This window comes from Paraburkholderia sp. BCC1886 (assembly GCF_900996245.1).
Classification (GTDB): domain Bacteria; phylum Pseudomonadota; class Gammaproteobacteria; order Burkholderiales; family Burkholderiaceae; genus Paraburkholderia.
Genome location: NZ_CAAJGK010000129.1, coordinates 182,049 through 201,280, shown reverse-complemented (window position 1 = coordinate 201,280; position 19,232 = coordinate 182,049). Strand labels below are relative to the sequence as shown.

Genomic DNA, 19,232 nt, shown 5'->3' with positions numbered 1-19,232 from the left:
GAACCCTGTGCATCGGTTCAGCCGCACACGGCTCCGGAGATGAACATCGCTACGATCGACCCTCGGGTCCCGACTCAGAAATCGTTTTTCTGATTCAGATCGCCCGCGCTGACGGTCACTTCCGACGACGAGAAGTCGGCGTTGCCACCATCGCCTTCCGTGGGCTTCACACCCGACAACAGACCGGCAAGGCCGCCCTTGCCGCCGGTTTCCAGGCGCTGGATCTCCTTCGTCGCGCCGGAGTTGAGCGACACGGAGCCGTCCTGATTGACCTGACCCACGGAGTTGCCGCTGCCGTTATAAAGCGTACCGTTCGAGTCTTCCTGCAGATGCAGCGCTTCACCGCCCGCCTTCGTGTTCAGCTTGACGTCGTGCAGACCCTGGCCTTGTGTCGCGCCGCTGCCGAAGCTGCCGGCGCCCGTACCGGGCGTCGTGCCCGCGCCGGTGCCCGCGCCGGTGCCCACGCCGGTCCCCGAACCCGAGCCGCCGCCCTGTTGCAGCGCCTGCAGATCCTGCAACAACTGCTGCAGACCGCCCACTCCGCCCGAGCTGCCGTTGCCCGCGCCGGTGCTCGCGCCTGGCGTGCCGCTGCCCGAACCGCCGGAGGTACCTTGCCCGCCCGTCAGCAGCTGCTCGATATCCTGCAGCACCTTCGCCATCGCCTGGTTACCGCTTTCGGCGCCGCTGGTACCCGACGAGCCGAAGTCCGAAATGCCGCTCGATGAGTTCAGGAACGCGGACGTAATCGCATTGCTCATGATGTGTGCTCCCGCTGAGTCATGGTTGGATCGAAAAGGAATCGGCCACGCTGAACGAGCGCGTCTCAATTCACCGTACAGACTAGGAGGGGCGTCACGCAAAGCCGTCGATCGATGCGAAGCCAGGTTGCGCGAGCCGAAAGCGCCGCGCGACAAAACCATCTGCGCGCCGCGTGTCGCAGGCGACACTTCCGGCGAGCGCGGCCTGCACGTCGGCCGGCTTCGCCTGCACGCTCAATGCTTCGCGCAGGACCGGCGCCGCGCGCGATGCTTCGCCGACAATCCCGACACATCGAGGGAATCGATCAACGCGTGCATTGAACGTCGGACGCGCCGATTCGCGCGGATTCGTTCAGCGCGTGTTAGCGGCATACGGATTCCCCTTGGATTGCAAAGCGCGGCGCGGGTCGCTGCCGTATCGCCTGGCTCAACACGCCTTCGGAGCACCTCCATGTCGAACCCACAACTCGTGTCGAACGTCCTGCTGACGATATTTTCCTGGGGCGTGCGCAGCGGTGCACGCGCCGAGCTCGAAGAGATGCTGCAAGCGCTGCGCGCGTTGCAACCGAACGGTCCGATCGGCGATATCTGCGAAGCGCGACTCGAGATAGCGTCGGGCAACTGGCTGGGCGCATCGCAAACGCTGCGTCAGGTCGACGAGCGCGGCGAAGGCAGCCCGATTGTCTGGGCGCTGCAGAGCTGGTGTCTGTACACGCTCGACGACATCGAATGGCAGCGCTACGCGCAAGCCGTGCTGGCGAGCGGCCACGATACGGCGACGGCGATCGTCGACCGCTTCCTCACGCATCACGAAGACGAGGCGAGCCATGTCGGCTACCGTCACGACGATATGCGCGTGCGCGTGAGCGAAGCGCTGAGTTCGAGCCGTGCGCTGAGCGCATGAGCACCGCCCGGAGGGTGACGCGTCCACGTTCTACCAGCGCGGTGTTGACGGCAAACCGCACGGCCCACGCGACACGCTTGCTTGCGCTCGGCGTCGCGCTGCTCGGCACGGCCGCCTGTACCACGCCCTATTTGCCGCCCGCCGATGCCGACCTTCCCGTCACGTTGCGCGCCGGGCCTAACCAGCATCTCGATCGGGCTTTGACCGCGCGCGGTCAGAGTCTTTATGAATGCCGGCGTGACGGCAAAGCGCTGTCGTGGAGCCGCGAAGGCGATCTCGCGACGCTGGTCGACGCGCAACGCCGCAGCGTCGGCACGGTCGCGCCCGGCGGCTATTTCGTCGCCTACGACGACAGCTACGTCGCTACCAAACCCGATGCCGAAGCTCAGGTGACGGCGGGAACGCTGGTATGGGCACGGCTCGTACCGAGGCACCGGATCGACGAAGCACAGGGGCGTGGGGCCAATGGGGCTCGTGGCGCTCATGGCGTAACGAGCGTCTATCGCAGCGGCACCGGCAGCTTCGCCCAGACCTCGCTGATCCAGCGTGTCGACACGACCGGCGGCCTGCCGCCCAATCCGCTCTGCACGCGCGAAGGCGGCACCCTGCTCGTGCCGTTCAGCGCGACGTATCTGATCTACAGCCCGGCGGGCAATCTGCTGTCCGGCGCACCCCCATCGACCATCCCTACGAGCCACGCGTCGCCCAACCCTTGGGCCGGCAACGGCCATCTTGAAAGCGCACTGCCGCTACCGAACGACTGATCGATTCTCAAATAAAATCAGTTTTTTCATTACTGTTCTGTAATGTTTTTCGGGAAGCCCCGTGGTATGGGGCTTGCGGACCGTTTCGGTAGATTTTTCGCTCTATTGCCGAGCAATTGTTCAGCAATCGGGGACGCTCAATTCGCCCTAATCGCCGCTAAGTTCATAGGATTTGCGGCGATCTTCGCCACGCATGCAAGCGCTCGGTCGAGCTTTGCAAATCATGCAATTTCCATTCAGCCTTTCTTTAACAAAATGTTACTTACCTAGCGATTACGAGGCCCTACCTTTCGTTTGCCGGGACGCGGGACGCATAGACGTCCTGCTGCGTGAGCAAGCAGTGAACGAGCAACCAAATGGCCATGTCTTCGCGAGGTAACCATTGAGACTTGCAATCTTCACCCATGACGCGGCGCTGTTTCAACTGATCGAAAGTTGTTTCGAAGCCGAAGGCGCGGTGTGCACCCGCTATAGCGCAGAAGTGGAACTGGCGCGTGCATTGCATCGGGAGGAATTCAGCGCGATCGTGTTCGATGCGGCGGCGGGTTTCGATCCGTCCCATCCGGTCCTCGCCCGGCGTGCGTGTTATGGCGACCGGCGCGCACCGCTGATCGCGATCGGCGACTTCTGCGCCCGTGACCGGGTCCTCGCGGCACTCGAAGCCGGCGCGGACGACATCGTGCTGCTGCCGGTCGATCCGCGCGAGTTGCGCTTGCGCTTCCACCTCGCAGTGCGGCGCTTCGCGAGTCATCCCGCCGCGGTGGGCGGCTGCCTGCAGGCGGCCGACGAGATCGAAACCGGGGTCTATCACCTGCATCGCGCGGACGGCACGGCTTATGTGAACGGCGCGCCGATCAAACTCACCGCTCGCGAGTTCGCGATTGCATGGGTGCTGTTTTCGCAGCAGGGCAACTATGTGACGCGCCGCTCGATTGCCGCGACCGTGTGGGGCAGTTCGGAGGAAATCGTCGGACGCACGCTCGAGCAGCACATCTACAAGCTGCGCAAAAAACTGCTGCTCGACGGCGCGCACGGCATCGTGCTGCGCACGATGTACGCGCATGGTTACCGGATCGAGCAACGTAATGAACAACGCGGCGAACAACGCATAGAGCCACGCAACGAGCAGCGCATCGAGCCACCCGTCGAGCGTGTCGTGCAACGCGACGCGTCACCGGCACGGCGAGCGGCCGCCAACGACAAGATCAAGGTGCACGCCGGCAACAGTGCGACGGCCCGCAGTGCGCAACCCTGGTCGCCGGAACCCGACAACTGGGCATTTCTCACGCAGAACACGGGCACGCGCCGACTCGCGTGACAGGCGAATGCGCTATGGACGCTGCCACGACCCGACTTTGGGTTCGGCGGCAGCGCCCATAGCGCGGTCAAGCCCGGCGCGTTAAAACTCGATCACATGCGGCGACAGTAAAACCAGCCGTTCCATGTGACTGTGCTGATCGTCGCGGTAACGGAACAGGCCGCCGAGCAGCGGGATTTTCGACAACACCGGCACGCCGCTCTGATCGCTCGACGAACTGTCCACGCGATAGCCGGCAATCAGCAAGCTCTCGCCCTGGGTCACGACCGCTTCCGTATTGATCGTGCTGGTGGTGATCACCGGAATGTTGTCCACCTGGTCCGACGTGGTCTGGCCGTCCTCGACATGCACCTGCAGTTTGATCTGGGTCCGGCCGTCTTCGTCGACCACCATCGGCAGCACGCGCAACGACGTCCCGGTTTCTATCGCGTACAGATCACCCGACGTATAGCCCTGCACGCGCACGTAGAACTTCTTCTTGTTGTCCATGATCGCCTCGACGTTGTCGAGCGTCGCGACCTTCGGGCTCGCGTCGATCCTGGCCAGATTCGTGTCTTCGAGCGCATTGACCCGCGCCATCAGATAGCGTCCCGCATCGCCCAGCACCGCGGTCATCGAGATGCCGGCCGGCGTCGTATTGATGATCGTGTTGCCGCTCGAATCGGTGCTGCTGAAAGTCGGATTCAGCGAGCCGCCCGCGTAACTGTTTGCGGACGTCGTACCGGTCCCCGTCTGGATGTCGCCGTGACTCGAATGCGCGCGCCAGTCGACGCCAATCTGCTTGAGCGCCGAGTCGTCGATCTCGATGATGTGCGCTTCGATCTCGACGAGCTTGCGACGCACGTCGAGTTGATCGATCAGATCCTGGTAGCGTCCCACCCGTTCGGGCAGATCGCGGATCAACACGGAGTTGGTGCGCGGGTCCGCCTTGATGACCGGCAACATGCCCGCGCCTTGCGGCATCGCGCCGGTGCCGCTGACCTCGTTCGAGCCACTCGCGTAATTGCCGCCGTCGTTGCCGCCTCGCGAGCCGCTGTTACCGTTCCTGCCACCCGCACCCTGCCCCGCGAATTGCGGCGCACCACCCTGCGCGAAAAACGACGGCAGCGGCGGATTCACGCCGCCGCTATCGCCGCCGGCGAACGGCGAACCGCCGCCGGTGCCGCCACCCGCGTCGTTCATCGGCGACAGGCGCTGCATGCCGGGCGTCACGTTGCCCGCGCCGTCCACGCCGTTATCGCCCGAGCCGTCCTTGCCCGGGTGATACATGCTCGAGAGCACGCGCGCCACGCCCGGCACCATCACCGACTTGCCGTCGATCACGACGTTGTGGTCGGCGGCCCAGCCGTGCTTCAGCCGGAACACGCGGACCTCGGTGCCGACGCGCCGGTTCGCATTCTGGTCGAGCCGCGCAGCGAGATTCGAGACCAGCGCGACATACTGGCTCGGGCCGGTGACGAGCGCGGCGCCGAGTGCAGCGTCGTACACCACCGGGAAGCGCCGGTTGTCGAGGCCCATCTGTTCGAGCGTCCTGCGCAGGTCGCGCGTGCCGGCGAAGTCGAGGTGGATGACCTGCCGCGTGATGTCGTTGGCGCTGCTGATTGCCAGCACGCTGCCGTCGTAGAACCACACGAAGCCGAAGGTGGACGCCAGCGTATCGAGGAAGCGCTGCGGTCCCATGTCGAAGCGGCCCGACACGGTCCCTTGCACGTCGTTCGCCACCGAAGCCGCAATCCCCTGGCTCGCGGCGAAGTCGCGCAGGACGTCTTTCAGGTCCTTGCCTTCGACGGCAATATGGACGATCGAATTACGGAACGGCACCTGCATGGCCATGGCGAGCTGCGCGCCGTTTCCGGCGATCAGCACGAGACACAGACACAGCTTCAGGCTCGCGACGAGTCGCGGCCGCCACGTGTAACGACGCGAAATGACTTTCATGTGAGGTCTGTCGGAAACGGTTGAGAAAGAGATCGGGCCGCGCGCCGCAACAGGCTCGCGCGGTCTGCAGGCGAAGCGTTCAGCGCTTGAGCGTGTCCGAGGGCGCTTCGTTGAACTGACGCCGGTAACCGTTCACCAGCGTCGAGCGGTTCTGCACGCCCCAGCGGCTTGCCGCGCACAGCACGCTCGGCTCGCCATGCACGGATTCGCGCTGCAACTCTGCGCGAATCCGCTGCATGCGTTTCTGCCGGATGATCTCGGTAGGCGTCGAGCCCAGGCTGTTCTTGAACGCGCTTTGCAACGCGCGCTCCGTCACGCCGATCTCGGCGGCCACTTCGCGTACCGACAGGTCGCTGCGTTCGAGGTTCTCCATCAGGTAGCGATACGCGCGCCGATACTTCGCGGGCAAGCGTGCACCGACATCGTCGAGCTGCTCGGTCACGCGGTTCGCGCGATGCGCGAACGGCGCCAGCGCGGCGGACGCTTCGCGCAGACATTGCATCGCGGCCAGCGCATAACGGCTATACAGCTGCACCGATTCCTGATCGCGTCCTTGCGCGGCGCGCGTTTTTGCGAGGCAGTACAGGTACTCCAGCTGGCAATGACCGTGTGCGACGCGCCGGTCGGCGGCGAGCGGCGCGAGCATGGTTTCGGCGAGTTGCGTTGCGCCACCCGCGAGACCCGCCAGTGCAATCTCGAGCCTGACCGCGTACTGGTACGCGTACAGGCTATTGGCGATGGCCCAGTTCAGATGCGCGATCAGCGCATCGGCTGCTTCGCGCTGCCCGCCCGCGAGACGTCGCAGACCGTCGAGATAATCGATCCGTGCACGCAACAGCGGCGAGCCGACGCGAGCCGCGAGTTGCGCGGTCTGGCTCGCGTGGTCGTTGCGGCTATCCGTGCGCGGCCGCGTGTTCAGACGCGCGGTGAGGCCCGACTGCCAGTACACATGATCGGCGAGTTGTGCGGCGGTACGCAGTTCCTGCTGGGTCGCGAGATCGTAACGCAGCGTCGCTACCAGTTCGCGCCAGACGGCGGCATCCTGGAGGGGCGCTTCGCCGGGTTGCGCGCAGGTATCGACGATGGCTTCGAGTTCGTCGAGCAGGTCGCCTGCTTCGTGCAATTGCCCGAGTTCGAGCAGCACGCACAACGCGCCGAAGCGCCCTTCCATCGCCTGACGCGCTTCGAGACGCGTGTCGTCGACGATGCTCATGAAGCACGCCATCGCGGTGCCCAGACGATGCCGGAAAAACGCTTGCCAGCCGGTGTTGCGGCACGACGCCGCGCGCACGTCGCGGCGCGACTGGCGAATCATTTTCTGCGCTTCGCGATACGAGTCTTCCGCATCCACGTCGATGCCGAGCATGGTTTGCAGATCGGCCTGCAACTGCATGCAGCCGAAGGCTTCGTCGTCTTCGCATTGTTCGGCGCAGCGGTTGGTGTACGACACCGTTTCGGCAATCCGGCCATCGCGCAGCATCGCCAGATGTCCGGGCGGGGCGCTCTCGCAGGCAAGCGTGGAAACCAGCGGAAAATACAGGCTAGAAAACATGTCGAACTCCCTGTTGGTCAGTCCGCGTCACGCCGGCCCGTGAATCGAACGAGCAGACACGCGCGAACCTTTGGCGTGTGACGTTCGAGTGAAACGTCGTTGCCAGACACGCGACACAGCGAAGCCAATGTAATGGAGCACGCAGTTGAAAAAGATCAACAAACCTAACGTAATAGCGGGATTTGAGAACTGTTGAAGATCTGCAGCGAACCGGCGACCGTACCCGTGCGAGCTTCGCGCGAAGTGTGGGATGGCCGCACGAAGCGTCGCTGTTATTGCGCCGCGCCGTGCACGATTGCAACCGAATGCATCTGTTGAGCGAACAGACGTAAATCGAGCTGGTCCCGCACCTCGTTGACGAAGATGCCGGCCAGCAACGCGAGCATCAGCACGGCGACCGCGCCCTTGATCGGCTGACTCAGCGCACCGAGTTCGAGCTTCTGCGCGGACTTCGACGCGAGGTTCACACCGAGGTCGATCAGCACCATCACGAACAGCATCGGCGCGGCGAGTTTCGCGATCATCTGCATCATCGTATCGGTCTGGCGCAGCACGAACATCTCGAGGAAATCCGTATCGATCGGCTTGGACGACGCCACCGGCCACCAGCGATACGAGTCGTAGAGCGCCTGCAATAGAAACTCCATGCCGCCCAATGTCCAGAATGCGACGATCGCGAGCTGACTCAACAAAGTGCCCGACGGGGTGGACTTTTCCGATTGCATCGGATTGGTAATCTGCGCGTTGTTATAGCCGCTCAGACTGTCGAGATATGTACCCGCACTCTCCGCGACCCAGAACACGGTGGCCGCGCCGAAGCCGAGCACCGTGCCGATCAGCGCCTCACGCAAACCCGTGATCATCAGGACGGTCCCATTCAGCGATTGCGCGAAGCCTTCCGGCTGCGCCATCGCGATGAAGGCGCTGAACATCAACGCGACGCCGTTACGCAGCGGCCCTTGCAGCACGCCGTCGGCGGTCGGCGGGAACAGCGTCATGATTACGTAGAGGCGAATCGAACAGACGCCCAGCACCAGCAGATCCTGCACGAGACGCGGCCCGACCAGCAGGAACAGGTCGTTCATGCGAAGCTGCGCCGCGCGCTGGCGAGTTCTTCGGCGGCTTCGTCTTCGGCGTCGAGCGCAACCTGGTCGAGCGTTTGTTGCAGCTGTTTCGTGTGCTTGCGGCACACGTCGATGCGCCCGCGGTTCAACGCGATCGCCCGCCTTGCGCCGGCGACTTCGGCTTCTTTCGCGACCGCCGCGGAGCGACGTGTGTCGAGTTCGGCGCGCGCCTCGTCGCATTGCGATTCGACCACTTCGAGATAACGCCGGCAGCCGTCGAAGATATCGATCGAGAACGGCTCCGCGCCGGTCATCATTGCGACGATGCGGGCGCGGTGCTGATCGGCCACGCTCTGCAATTCGTTCAGACGTGCGACGGTCTGGTCGACTTGAGCATGCAATTGCGCGCACTCCTCGCGGCGCGCTGCGAGCGCCGCGCGCAGGTCCGGCTCCATCCGCTCGCGCCGCGCGCTCGCACGGGTCAGTGCGCCGATACGTCGTACCAGCGTACTCATCGGTTAGTCCCGGAAGGTGCGTTCTGCACCAGTTGCAGCAGCGCCGCCGCGGTTTCCGCGGGATCAGCGTAATGATCGGTCGGCTGCGACAGGAAGGCCGTCATCGCGTCGATCTTCGCAATCGCTTCGTCAGCCAGCGGATTCGAGCCCGCCTGATATTCGCCGACCTGCAGCAGCATCTCCACGTCGCGATGCTGGGCGAGCAGTTCGCGCAACCGCGTCGACGCCGCGAGGTAGTCGCGGCTCACCACTTGCGGCATCACGCGCGACAGGCTGCCTAGCACGTCGATCGCGGGATAGCGGTTCTTCGCGGCGATTTCGCGCGACAGGATCAGGTGGCCGTCGAGCACGCCGCGCACTTCCTCGGCAATCGGATCGCTGCCGGATTCGTCTTCGGCAAGCACGGTGTAGAGCGCGGTAATCGAACCTTTCTCGCCCATCCCGGCGCGTTCGAGCAGGCGTGGCAGTTCGGCGAAAATCGACGGCGGGAAGCCGCGCCGCGCGGGCGGCTCGCCCGCGGCCAGACCGATTTCGCGGCCGGCGCGCGCGAAGCGCGTCAGCGAGTCCATCATCAGCAGCACGCGTTTGCCTTCGTCACGGAAATGTTCGGCGATGGCCGTGGCCACGTATGCGGCTTTCGCGCGCTCGATCGACGAGCGGTCCGACGTCGCGCACACCACGACCGAGCGCGCCATGCCCTGCGGCCCGAGTATCAGCTCGACGAATTCGCGCACTTCGCGGCCGCGCTCGCCGATCAGCGCGATCACGTTGATATCGCATTGTGCGCCGCGCGCCAGCATGCCGAGCAAGGTGCTCTTGCCGACGCCGGCCGGCGCAAAAATTCCCATGCGCTGACCTTCGGCGATGGTGGTCAACGCATCGATCGCGCGCACGCCGGTGGCCATCGACTGCCCGATCAGGCGTCGCGTCATCGGACTCGGCGGGTCCGCGAAAATAGGTCGCGTGGTGTCGATGTCGATAGGCCCGAGGCCGTCGATCGGCTCGCCCAGACTGTCGATCACCCGCCCCAGCAGCTTGTCGCCCACCTTCACCGAGAGCGGGCGGCCGAGCCCGATGACCTGGGTGGAACGCGAGACCTGGGCCAGTCGCGCGAACGGCGACACGAGCGCGTAGTCACGTGTGAAGCCGATGACTTCGCCATGCTGCAGCAAGGTGCCGTCCGCTGCGCGCAGTTCGCACAACTCGCCGAGTTGCAGGTCGAGGCCCGCGACCTTGATTAGCGTGCCGATGACTTCGATGATCTTGCCGCTCTGCCGCACGCGCACGCTGGCGAGCAGTTCGCGTTCGATCGCGTCGGTGAGTTGCCGGAAATGCGCGCCCTGCAGCGGGCGATGGTTTTGAACAGACTGGTCCGGTTCGGAAGCCGGTTCGGGAAGCGGTGTGACGACGGCGTTCATGACGCGGCTCCTTGCAGCGATGGGTCGGTCGCATTCGACGCGTCGGGTTCGCCGTCCTGCACCGCCGCCTTCAACGCGCGCGCGATCGCGGCGCGCATGGTGCGCAGTTGCGTCGACACGCTGGCATCGACCAGACCGAGATCGGACTCGCACAGGCAGCTGCCGGGCGCGAGCCGACGGTCGGCTACCACCGTCATCGGCAACGGACGGCCGAGGTCGCGCCAGCGGCTCGCCAGTCCTTCGAAGGCGGTGCGCGCGTCGTCCAGATCGTCGGGATGCACGGCGACGCGCAAATACGTCGAGCCCTCGACGATCCGATCCACTGCGGCGAGTGCCCGCTCGAATAGCGCCGTGCCGCCTTCGCTGCGCACGATCTGTTCGACGGCGACCGCGACGATCTCCGCCATCCGGCCACGCATGTCGTGTTGCGCCGCGCGCGCCGCGCCGCCCGCCTGCGCGACGCCCGCTAACCAGTCGGCGACGCCTTGCGCGAGGCCTTCGTCGTAGCCGCGTTGCGCGGCGGTTTCGTACTCGCGGCGTGCCTCGGCGAGTAGCGCGTCGACTTCTTCGCGACCGGCCGCGATGATTCCGGCGGCTTCGTGACGTGCCGCGGCCAGTTCGGCGTCGGCTTCCTGCGTCGCCTGTTCGTAGGCCACCGCGACGTCGACCAGCGCGCCGAAGGTCTCACGCGGCAGGATGTCGCCGTGCACGCCGAAGCGCACGCGTTCGCTGCCGGCCGGCTGAGTGGCCTGGCGGGGATTGCTTAGCCAAATAACCATGCCCACTCCGGCAAAAGATGGGGAAGCTGGGTGAAGAGCCTGGCCGTGCCGCCTTGATCGACATCGGCGGGAATCGCCGTGACCCAGTGAGATCGCGCTGTGCTGCCGGTGTGTTTGCTCGCGCCGTGGCGCGGCAAGGCCATTCGCAACAACGGACACGGCGAGCGCGTGCTGCGCAGGTCGCGTTTGAGCAGCGCGTATCCTTCGAGCGCGAGCGCCTCGCCGGCCAGCATCGCGACCGGTGGAATGGGCACGCGTGCGGCCATCTGCGCGATGTCGGGCGCGGCCGTGCGTTCGTTCGCGAGATCGCCGCCCAGACGCTCCATCGGCATGCCGGCCCATTGCGCGACCTGTGCGCGGGTGCGCTTGTCGACGATGCGCCGGATCTCGCCGCGCCTGAACCGCAATGCGCGCAGGCGCAGCACCTGCAAACCCGAGGCGGGCAACATCGCATCGAGACGCGCTGCTCCGGGTTGCGCGAGGGCATCGAGCGTCGGCAGCGAAGCGCCGATGCTCCGCAGCAAGGCCTGCGAGCACGCGTTCGCCCGTGCGTCCGTCTCGTCCAGACGACCGAGCTCACGCACGAGCAGCGCAGCCGCCTGCTCGTCGATCGACAGCGCGGCGGCGAGCCACGACGGATGCGCCCATTGCATCAGACCCCGCACGTTGCGCTGCCATGCGCTCAACGCGGCCGCGGTGCGTTGATACGGCGAATCGGCGAGCGTGCTCATGGGCGTGTTCCTGTGCTTTTACTCGCGCGGTACGGGATGCCTCTGGTCACACCGAGGAGCCGCGCTTGCGACGCAGCGACGACACGCCCGCCGATAGCTCCGCCAGGCGACCGCCCAGCACCTCGACGGTCGGCGCGAGACGCCGCTCCACGGTCTGACGCCAGATCAGAAAAGCGGCGGCTAGCGCGGCTAGCAGCGCAATCCCGCCCACGGCGAGCCAGCGCCACGGATACGGTTGGGCCGGAGTGGCCGCGGCGATTTCGACGGGCTCGGCGGCCACGGCCGTGACGCTGACCTGGTCGTACGACAGCCCTTCGACGCTATGCACCACGAGGTTCTTGATTTGCGGCACCAGCGCGCCGATATCCGCCTGCGGCCGGTATTTGATGAACACCGCCGCCGACGACGGCTTCACCTGCTGCGCGAGCGGATCGTTGTTCGGCAGCACGATCTGCACGCGCGCGAACATCACGCCGTCGATATGCGACAGCGTGCCCGACAATTCCTGCGAGAGACCATAGATGAAGCGCACGCGTTCTTCGGTCGGCGTGGACACGAGACCGTCTTTCTTGAAGAGCGTGCCGAGGTTGTCGAAGCGGCTGTGCGGCAGACCCTCGACGCTGAGAATCTGCATGGCCCGCACCATGTCGCCGTCGCCGACTTCGAGGGTGTAGGTCTTGCCGCCATCCGCGCTGGTTTTATCCGCGTTCACGCCGCGCTCCAGCAGCGCGACGGTCATCTCGTTGACGTCCTGCTCGCTCAGGTTCGCGTACAACTCCTTCTTGCACGACGCCAGCAACGTGCAGCCTGCCAGCGCGAACACCAGCGCGACACGACGCAGGGTTCGCGCACGACCCGCGCGAGGCGATGAAGGCCGCTTCATGGCTACTGGTTCTTCATCAAGGTTTCCGCCGACGACTTCGACGAAGAGACCACGCTCATCTTCGCCTGAAAGTCGAACTGCACCTGGTACATTTCCATCGCCGCCTGAGCCGACTGCGCAATCACCTGTTTGATGTCCATGTTGCCGGCCTGCTGCGAGAACTCCGTCATGTGATCCATTGCGGCCTGCGCGGCGGCGTCGTGCGTCGAGACCATCTGCGTGAACAGGGTTTCGTCGCCACCCGCGTGCGCGCCGGGCGGGCTCAGTTGCGGCTGATCCATCAGCGCCTGAAACTTTTCCGCGGCACCCGCCGGCGGCACCGCGCCGGCGACGTCGCCGCCCTGCTCCAGCGCGTTTAGCGCCGCGCTGACCAGCGGGTTCGCGTTGCCAATCGATTCGCTCATGATGGTTCCTCGCTCGGTGACTGGAGTGTGCTCGTCAGGTAAGCCCTCAGGCCCATGCTTAAAGCTCTTGAGTTCAGGCGCGCAGATAGCTGTACTGCACGTCTGTCAGCGGCAGCGAGTTTGCCGCCGGACTCGCTGCCTGTTCGGCCGCGCGAGCGTCGTCCGCGAGTGCCTGGCACGACTCCGGGATCACGAATTCGCCGCCGCGATAGTCGCGCATTGCGTGATGCAGGTCTTCACGCGCTTCCAGCGCGCGCACCAGCGCGAGCGTCTCTTCGTTCGGATTCGATTCGAGCGCGTTGTGCGCCCATTGACGCCAGCCCGACTCGCCTTGCGAGGCGAGGCAGTAGGCCATCATCGCCTTGGCGTAGGCGAAGTCCGGCGCGAGATCGATCACCGCGCGCAGCGCGTGCGCGGCATCGTCCCAGCGGCCGTGCACGATATGCAGCACGCCGTCGAGCATGCCGATTTCGGCGACCTTCGGGCGGAACACCCGCAGCGCGTCGAGCACCAGTTCGACGTCGAGCGTGTCGCCGGCGGCTTTCGGGAAATGGGCGAACAGCGCCGCCGAAGCCGTCTCGATCAGGCCGCAGACCACGTCGTGACTGCATTGCAGGTAGTCGGGCAGCGCACTCGCTGACGACGGTGTGGACTGGCTCGGGAGCATGAGGTTGGATCTCCAGGAATAAGGGCGCTGGGCGCCAGCCGTTGCGCCGGGACGCTTGCCAGGCCGCGGCACGGCCCATGTTCCGGTCCGGGCGCGCCTGCCGCTACTGGCGACGCATCCCACCTTAGCAACGCGCGCCCGGTCCGCGCGAGCTCCACGCGAAGTGCCTGGCGTGGAAACGAAGCGAGGGTTTTGGGAGCGCAGCGCGTGCGCCGGTCGGCTCATCACGCCGCTCACGAAGCTGCTGCGTTGCACAAAAGTTGACTCTCGAGGCGATACGGGCTTACCCGCATGCAAATTAGTATCGGTTTGCGGTTCCAATTTCAGTGGTGAAAGTTCCGCCGCAGGGCTATTTTTCACTCACTGCGGAGCGCACCATGCTCGCTGCGAGACGCAAATAAAAAATCCGGTGGAGGTAGACAGATGCACACCATTCTGGGCACCACGACGTGTCGGTGCGGAGCATGCGGATCTTGCCGCGCAGCACGTCTGGACGCCCGCCGCGCGAATATCGTTCAACCCGATCTCGAACTGGTCGCCGTACCGCGCGACGAGTCGTTCAAGGTCTGGTCGCATGGTTATCCCTACCGCACGGTGCGCTGGCACTTTCATCCGGAATACGAAATCCAGCTCGTCACGTCGACCACGGGCACCTACTTCGTCGGCGATTACGTCGGCAACTTCGCGCCCGGCAATCTCGTGATGATGGGAAGCAATCTCCCGCACAACTGGGTCAGTCATGTCTCGCCGGGTGAGCACGTGGACGAGCGGTGCCTGATCCTGCAATTCGACGCCGGATTCATCGCGCGTGCGGTCCTGGTCTTTCCGGAACTCGCGCGCATGACATCCCTGCTCGAAGCTTCTGCCTCCGGAGTGCTGTTCTCATCGAAAACCGGCGCGGCAGCCGAACCGATCATGCGCGAGATGCTGGGCGCGCAAGGCATGCGGCGCATCACGCTGTTTTTCGCTTTGCTCGAACTGCTCGTGCAAAGCGTGGATCCCGTGAAGCTGACCAGCGCTGCCTATCGCGCCGACCCCGCGAGCTATGCCGGGACCCGTATCAATCATGTGCTCGCTTATATCGGCAAGAACCTGTCGCAGGAGCTACGGGAGACGGAGCTGGCCGAACTCGCGGGACAGAGCGCCAGCGCCTTTTCCCGCTATTTCCGCCGTCATACCGGCGTGCCCTTCGTGCAGTACGTGAACCGGTTGCGGATCAATCTCGCGTGCCAGTTGCTCATGTCGGGCGAACTGACCGTCACCGATATCTGCTATCAGGTCGGCTTCAATAATCTGTCGAATTTCAACCGGCAGTTCCTGTTGCAAAAAGAGATGTCGCCGTCGCGATGGCGCGGGTATCAGCAACTCAATACCGCGAGTTCCACGGGCTCGCCCGACATCAGCGCTGCCACGTCCGCCACGTCCGCCACGTCCGCCAGTGGGGTTCAACTGGAAGCCTGACCCGCAGTTCACCACGGCGACACGGCCGCGGAATTTTTCTAAAAAACGGAGACACTCGATGACCCGACTTTCCCACCAGTTGATCGGCGCCGGCGCGTTCGGCCTTACCCTCATGAGCGCCACGGCGGCGCTCGCCGCGCCCAGCGGCACGGTCGCTTTCCTGATGCCCGATCAGGCCTCGACGCGCTACGAACAGCACGACTTCCCAGGCTTCAAGGCCGAAATGACCCGGCTCTGCCCGGACTGCAAGGTGCTCTACCAGAACGCCAATGCCGACGTCTCGACCCAGCAGCAGCAATTCAATTCGGTGATCGCGCAGGGCGCGAAGGTAATCGTCCTCGATCCGGTGGACTCGACGGCCGCCGCGTCTCTCGTCCACATGGCGCAGGGCCAGGGGATCAAGGTCATTGCTTACGACCGGCCCGTGCCGTCGACGCCCGCCAACTACTACGTATCGTTCGACAACGAAGGCATCGGCAAAGCCATCGCGGCGTCGCTCGTCCAGCATCTGAAAGACTCGGGCGTGCCGACCACCAAAGGCGGCGTGCTCGAGGTCAACGGTTCGCCGACCGACGCGGCGGCAGGATTGATCAAGAAAGGCATCCACGCCGGCTTGCAGGCCGGCGGCTACAAGACGCTGGCCGAATACGATACGCCCGACTGGGCGCCGCCGAAGGCCCAGCAATGGGTGAGCGGTCAGATTACCCGTTTCGGCTCGCAGATCGTGGGGGTCGTGGCCGCCAACGACGGCACGGGCGGCGGAGCCGTCGCGGCCTTCAAGGCAGCCGGCGTCAATCCGGTGCCGCCCGTGACCGGCAACGACGCGACGCTCGCCGGGCTGCAGTTGATCATCGCCGGCGACGAGTACAACACCATCCTCAAGCCGAGCGAGATCGTCGCGGCGGCGGCGGCGAAGGTAGCGGTCGGCTTCCTGTCCGGCCAGACGCCGAAAGCCGAAACGACCCTCTTCAATACGCCCTCGCAACTCTTCAAGCCGGCCGTCATCACGGCGAAGAACCTCAAGGCGGAAGTCGTCGACAAAGGCTTCGCGAGCTCGAAGGATCTGTGCACCGACCGGTATGCCGAAGGGTGCAAAAAGCTGGGAATCACGAACTGAGCCGGCGCGACGCCGGTGGTATCCGGCGTGCGCCCGCTTCCGCTAATCATCACGAGGTATTCGTCAGATGACCGACAAACTCACGGCAAGGTCGAGCCCCGGTGAGCTGGTGCTCAGCCTGCGCGGCGTCTCGAAACACTTCGGCGCGGTGTCCGCCCTCACGGACATCGAACTCGACGTCCGTGCCGGCGAAGTCGTCGCGCTGGTGGGCGACAACGGCGCCGGGAAATCGACCCTGGTGAAAGTGCTGGCCGGGGTCCATCAACCCAGCTCCGGCACCATCACGTTCAGCGGCAAGGAGGTCACGCTGGCGAATCCGGGCGCGGCGCTCGATCTCGGCATCGCCACGGTGTTCCAGGATCTCGCGCTGTGCGAAAACCTGGACGTCGTCGCCAACATCTATCTCGGGCGCGAACTGAATCCATTGCGTCTCGATGAAGTCGCAATGGAAGTGCGGGCGTGGACCCTTCTGAACGAACTGTCGGCGCGCATCCCGAGCGTGCGCGACGTGGTCGCGTCGCTGTCGGGTGGGCAGCGCCAGACCGTGGCGATTGCGCGCTCGCTGCTGCTCGACCCGAAACTGATCATGCTCGACGAGCCGACCGCCGCGCTCGGCGTAGCCCAGACCGCCGAGGTGCTGAACCTGATCGAGCGGGTGCGGGATCGCGGCCACGCGGTCATCATGATCAGCCACAACATGGAGGACGTTCGCGCCGTGGCGGACCGCATCGTGGTATTGCGGCTTGGCCGCAACAACGGCGTCTTCTATCCCGACTCGTCCAACCAGGAACTGGTGGCCGCGATCACCGGCGCTACCGAGAACGCCGTGTCGCGTCGTGCCGGCCGCCGCCAGAGCGAACCGGGTCAACAGAGTGCCAGGGAGCCATCATGATCGACGACACGCCCGCCGTTTCGCATGCAGCGCAAAACACGCCGCAGCCGTCCACGCTGCTCGACCGCAGCGATGTCCGCGTCAGGCACGCCACCGGAGTCGGCGGCGCCGTCGCCGCCTTCGTCGAACGGGTGCGCTCGGGCGACCTGGGCGCGCTGCCCGTGATTGCCGGCCTGCTTATCATCTGGACCGTGTTCACCAGTCTCAACCCGGTGTTCCTGTCCGCCGACAACCTGGTGAACCTGCTGTTCGACTGCTCGACCGTCGGCGTGATTTCGCTCGGCATCGTCTGCGTGCTGATGGTCGGGCAAATCGACCTGTCGGTAGGATCGATGAGCGGCTTCGCGTCTGCCCTCGTCGGCATGCTCTGGGTCAATCACGGCTGGCCGGTGTGGCTGGCCATCGTCGCCGCGGTCGTCGTCGGTGCGCTGGTCGGCGCCGTCTACGCGTTCCTGCTCAACCGGCTCGGCATGCCGAGCTTCGTCGCGACGCTGGCCGGACTGCTCGCGATTCTCGGCATGCAGTTGTACGTACTCGGCGCGACCGGGTCCATCAACCTGCCCTATGGCTCGGCGATGGTGAACCTCGGACAGCTCATCATCATCCCCGCCGTCGTCGCGTACCTCGTTGCGCTGCTACCGGGCGCGGTGATGCTCGTCATCGGTCTGCGTACGGCTGCGCGGCGGCGGGCGTCCAATCTGTCGGCGCCTTCGGTGGGCAGTCTTCTCGTGCGCGCCGCGGCTCTCACCGTGCTTCTGGAGGCCGTGGTGGCCTACCTCAACCAGGGCCGGGGCGTTCCCCTCATGTTCGGAATCTTTCTCGGCCTCGCCGTCGCAATGGACTACGCGCTCAGGCGCACACGATGGGGCCGCTCGATGAACGCGGTCGGCGGCAATCACGAGGCCGCCCGGCGGGCCGGCATCGATGTCGGCGCCATCTACATGAGCGCTTTCGTGCTGTGCGCGAGTCTAGCCGCGCTGGGCGGCGTCCTGACCGCGGCCCGGCTCGCCTCGGCAAGCCAGCAGGCCGGCTCCGGGGACGTGAACCTGAACGCCATCGCCGCAGCCGTGATCGGCGGCACAAGCCTGTTTGGCGGGCGCGGCAGTGCGTATTCGGCGGTACTGGGCATCATCGTGATCCAGTCGATCGCCAGCGGGCTGACCCTGCTCAACCTGTCGTCTTCGCTGCGTTTCATGATCACCGGCGCGGTGCTCGCGATTGCGGTGATCGTCGATTCGCTCGCCCGGCAGTCCCGTGTCTCGCACGGCCGCGCCTAATTTCACCGCATCCAGGAGAGCCGTCGATGAGTGAATCCATGAAGGGAAAGGTCGCCGCCATCACGGGCGCGGCGTCGGGTATCGGCCTCGAATGCGCGCGCACCCTGCTCGCGGAAGGCGCGAAGGTCGTGCTGATCGATCGTGCACGGGACCGGCTCGAGCCACTGTGCGCGGAACTGGGCCCGAACGCGCTGCCGCTCGTCGTGGACCTGCTGCAGCCGGCCGAGGTTTCCGCCATGCTGCCGAAGATCCTCGCGCTGGCCGGAGGCCTCGACATCTTCCATGCGAACGCCGGCGCGTATGTCGGCGGCGAAGTCGCCGACGGCAATCCGGACGAGTGGGACCGCATGCTGAACCTGAACATCAATGCCGCGTTCCGGTCGGTCCACGCGGTGCTGCCGCACATGGTCGCGCAAAAGTCGGGCGATATCGTCTTCACGAGTTCGATTGCGGGCATCGTCCCGGTCGTGTGGGAGCCGATTTACACCGCCTCCAAATTCGCCGTGCAGGCCTTCGTCCACACGTCCCGGCGTCAACTGGCCAGGCATGGCGTGCGCGTCGGCGCGGTGGCGCCGGGGCCGGTGGTCACCGCGCTGCTCGACGACTGGCCGAAGGCGAAGATGGACGAAGCCCTCGCGTCGGGCAGCCTCATGCAACCCAAAGAGGTCGCCGACGCGGTGCTGTTCATGTTGACGCGGCCGCGCAACGTCACCATCCGCGACCTCGTGATCCTGCCGAACAACGTCGATCTGTAGAACGGATACGAGGCGTCGGCACGGCGCGCTCGCCA

The 19,232-nt window shown here is 65.3% G+C and carries 19 protein-coding genes; 8 read left to right on the top strand and 11 right to left on the bottom strand.

Translation table 11 applies throughout. The annotated features are described in order from the left end of the window. Positions 1–74 precede the first annotated feature (74 nt). Entirely contained in the window at positions 75–758 is a 684-nt protein-coding gene (locus tag FQ746_RS35460) for a hypothetical protein (protein ID WP_260854272.1), read from the bottom strand. 451 nt (positions 759–1,209) lie between these two features. On the opposite strand from FQ746_RS35460, the gene FQ746_RS34205 reads away from it, so the two are divergent. The 3 genes from FQ746_RS34205 to FQ746_RS34195 all read left to right on the top strand — a co-directional run bounded on the left by FQ746_RS34205 (position 1,210) and on the right by FQ746_RS34195 (position 3,744). Then, the gene (locus tag FQ746_RS34205) at positions 1,210–1,662 is read left to right on the top strand and encodes an HrpB1 family type III secretion system apparatus protein (protein WP_144114306.1); all 453 of its coding nucleotides are present in this window, start codon (positions 1,210–1,212) and stop codon (positions 1,660–1,662) included. Then, the gene (locus FQ746_RS34200) at positions 1,659–2,426 is read left to right on the top strand and encodes a DUF3455 domain-containing protein (RefSeq protein ID WP_186310912.1); all 768 of its coding nucleotides are present in this window, start codon (positions 1,659–1,661) and stop codon (positions 2,424–2,426) included. Before FQ746_RS34205 ends, FQ746_RS34200 begins: the two co-directional genes overlap by 4 nt. A 382-nt stretch (positions 2,427–2,808) precedes the next feature. Further along, positions 2,809–3,744, top strand: coding sequence for a response regulator transcription factor (locus FQ746_RS34195; RefSeq protein WP_260854271.1), 936 nt, complete (start codon positions 2,809–2,811; stop codon positions 3,742–3,744). Positions 3,745–3,825: 81 nt separating this feature from the next. Here the strand turns inward: FQ746_RS34195 and sctC are convergent, their stop codons facing one another. From sctC to FQ746_RS34145, 10 genes are all read right to left on the bottom strand, one after another. Next, a complete protein-coding gene (gene sctC, locus FQ746_RS34190) occupies positions 3,826–5,682 on the bottom strand; it encodes a type III secretion system outer membrane ring subunit SctC (RefSeq protein ID WP_313955594.1) in 1,857 nt (618 codons plus the stop codon). 79 nt (positions 5,683–5,761) lie between these two features. After that, positions 5,762–7,234 carry a helix-turn-helix transcriptional regulator gene (locus tag FQ746_RS34185; protein ID WP_144114223.1) on the bottom strand — a complete coding sequence of 491 codons (1,473 nt, stop codon included), beginning with the start codon at positions 7,232–7,234 and terminating at the stop codon, positions 5,762–5,764. Positions 7,235–7,506: 272 nt separating this feature from the next. Next, entirely contained in the window at positions 7,507–8,319 is an 813-nt protein-coding gene (gene sctT, locus FQ746_RS34180; protein ID WP_144114222.1) for a type III secretion system export apparatus subunit SctT, read from the bottom strand. Next, entirely contained in the window at positions 8,316–8,813 is a 498-nt protein-coding gene (locus FQ746_RS34175) for a type III secretion protein (protein ID WP_144114221.1), read from the bottom strand. Before FQ746_RS34175 ends, sctT begins: the two co-directional genes overlap by 4 nt. Beyond that, on the bottom strand, positions 8,810–10,231 hold the full coding sequence (sctN, locus tag FQ746_RS34170) for a type III secretion system ATPase SctN (protein ID WP_144114220.1): 1,422 nt from the start codon (positions 10,229–10,231) through the stop codon (positions 8,810–8,812). Before sctN ends, FQ746_RS34175 begins: the two co-directional genes overlap by 4 nt. Then, complete coding sequence (gene sctL, locus FQ746_RS34165) at positions 10,228–11,010, bottom strand: type III secretion system stator protein SctL (RefSeq protein WP_144114219.1); 783 nt, start codon at positions 11,008–11,010, stop codon at positions 10,228–10,230. Before sctL ends, sctN begins: the two co-directional genes overlap by 4 nt. Beyond that, the gene (locus FQ746_RS34160) at positions 10,995–11,741 is read right to left on the bottom strand and encodes a type III secretion protein HrpB4 (RefSeq protein WP_144114218.1); all 747 of its coding nucleotides are present in this window, start codon (positions 11,739–11,741) and stop codon (positions 10,995–10,997) included. Before FQ746_RS34160 ends, sctL begins: the two co-directional genes overlap by 16 nt. A gap of 46 nt (positions 11,742–11,787) precedes the next feature. Continuing rightward, positions 11,788–12,624, bottom strand: coding sequence for a type III secretion system inner membrane ring lipoprotein SctJ (gene sctJ, locus FQ746_RS34155; RefSeq protein ID WP_144114217.1), 837 nt, complete (start codon positions 12,622–12,624; stop codon positions 11,788–11,790). A 2-nt stretch (positions 12,625–12,626) separates the two neighbouring features. Then, positions 12,627–13,028 carry a type III secretion protein HrpB2 gene (locus FQ746_RS34150; protein ID WP_144114216.1) on the bottom strand — a complete coding sequence of 134 codons (402 nt, stop codon included), beginning with the start codon at positions 13,026–13,028 and terminating at the stop codon, positions 12,627–12,629. Between the two features lie 73 nt (positions 13,029–13,101). Further along, positions 13,102–13,695 (bottom strand): HrpB1 family type III secretion system apparatus protein, encoded by a 594-nt coding sequence (locus FQ746_RS34145; protein ID WP_144114215.1) that lies wholly within the window; start codon positions 13,693–13,695, stop codon positions 13,102–13,104. Positions 13,696–14,118: 423 nt separating this feature from the next. Here FQ746_RS34145 and FQ746_RS34140 point away from each other — a divergent pair, with 423 nt between their 5' ends. The 5 genes from FQ746_RS34140 to FQ746_RS34120 all read left to right on the top strand — a co-directional run bounded on the left by FQ746_RS34140 (position 14,119) and on the right by FQ746_RS34120 (position 19,197). Next, positions 14,119–15,156: an AraC family transcriptional regulator gene (locus FQ746_RS34140; protein WP_144114214.1), complete on the top strand. Its 1,038-nt coding sequence runs from the start codon at positions 14,119–14,121 to the stop codon at positions 15,154–15,156. A 58-nt stretch (positions 15,157–15,214) separates the two neighbouring features. Further along, positions 15,215–16,273, top strand: coding sequence for a sugar ABC transporter substrate-binding protein (locus FQ746_RS34135; RefSeq protein WP_144114213.1), 1,059 nt, complete (start codon positions 15,215–15,217; stop codon positions 16,271–16,273). A gap of 67 nt (positions 16,274–16,340) precedes the next feature. Then, entirely contained in the window at positions 16,341–17,165 is an 825-nt protein-coding gene (locus FQ746_RS34130) for an ATP-binding cassette domain-containing protein (protein WP_144114212.1), read from the top strand. Next, the gene (locus FQ746_RS34125; protein ID WP_186310911.1) at positions 17,162–18,442 is read left to right on the top strand and encodes a sugar ABC transporter permease; all 1,281 of its coding nucleotides are present in this window, start codon (positions 17,162–17,164) and stop codon (positions 18,440–18,442) included. Before FQ746_RS34130 ends, FQ746_RS34125 begins: the two co-directional genes overlap by 4 nt. 26 nt (positions 18,443–18,468) lie before the next feature. After that, on the top strand, positions 18,469–19,197 hold the full coding sequence (locus tag FQ746_RS34120; RefSeq protein ID WP_144114211.1) for an SDR family oxidoreductase: 729 nt from the start codon (positions 18,469–18,471) through the stop codon (positions 19,195–19,197). The last annotated feature ends 35 nt before the right edge of the window (positions 19,198–19,232 follow it).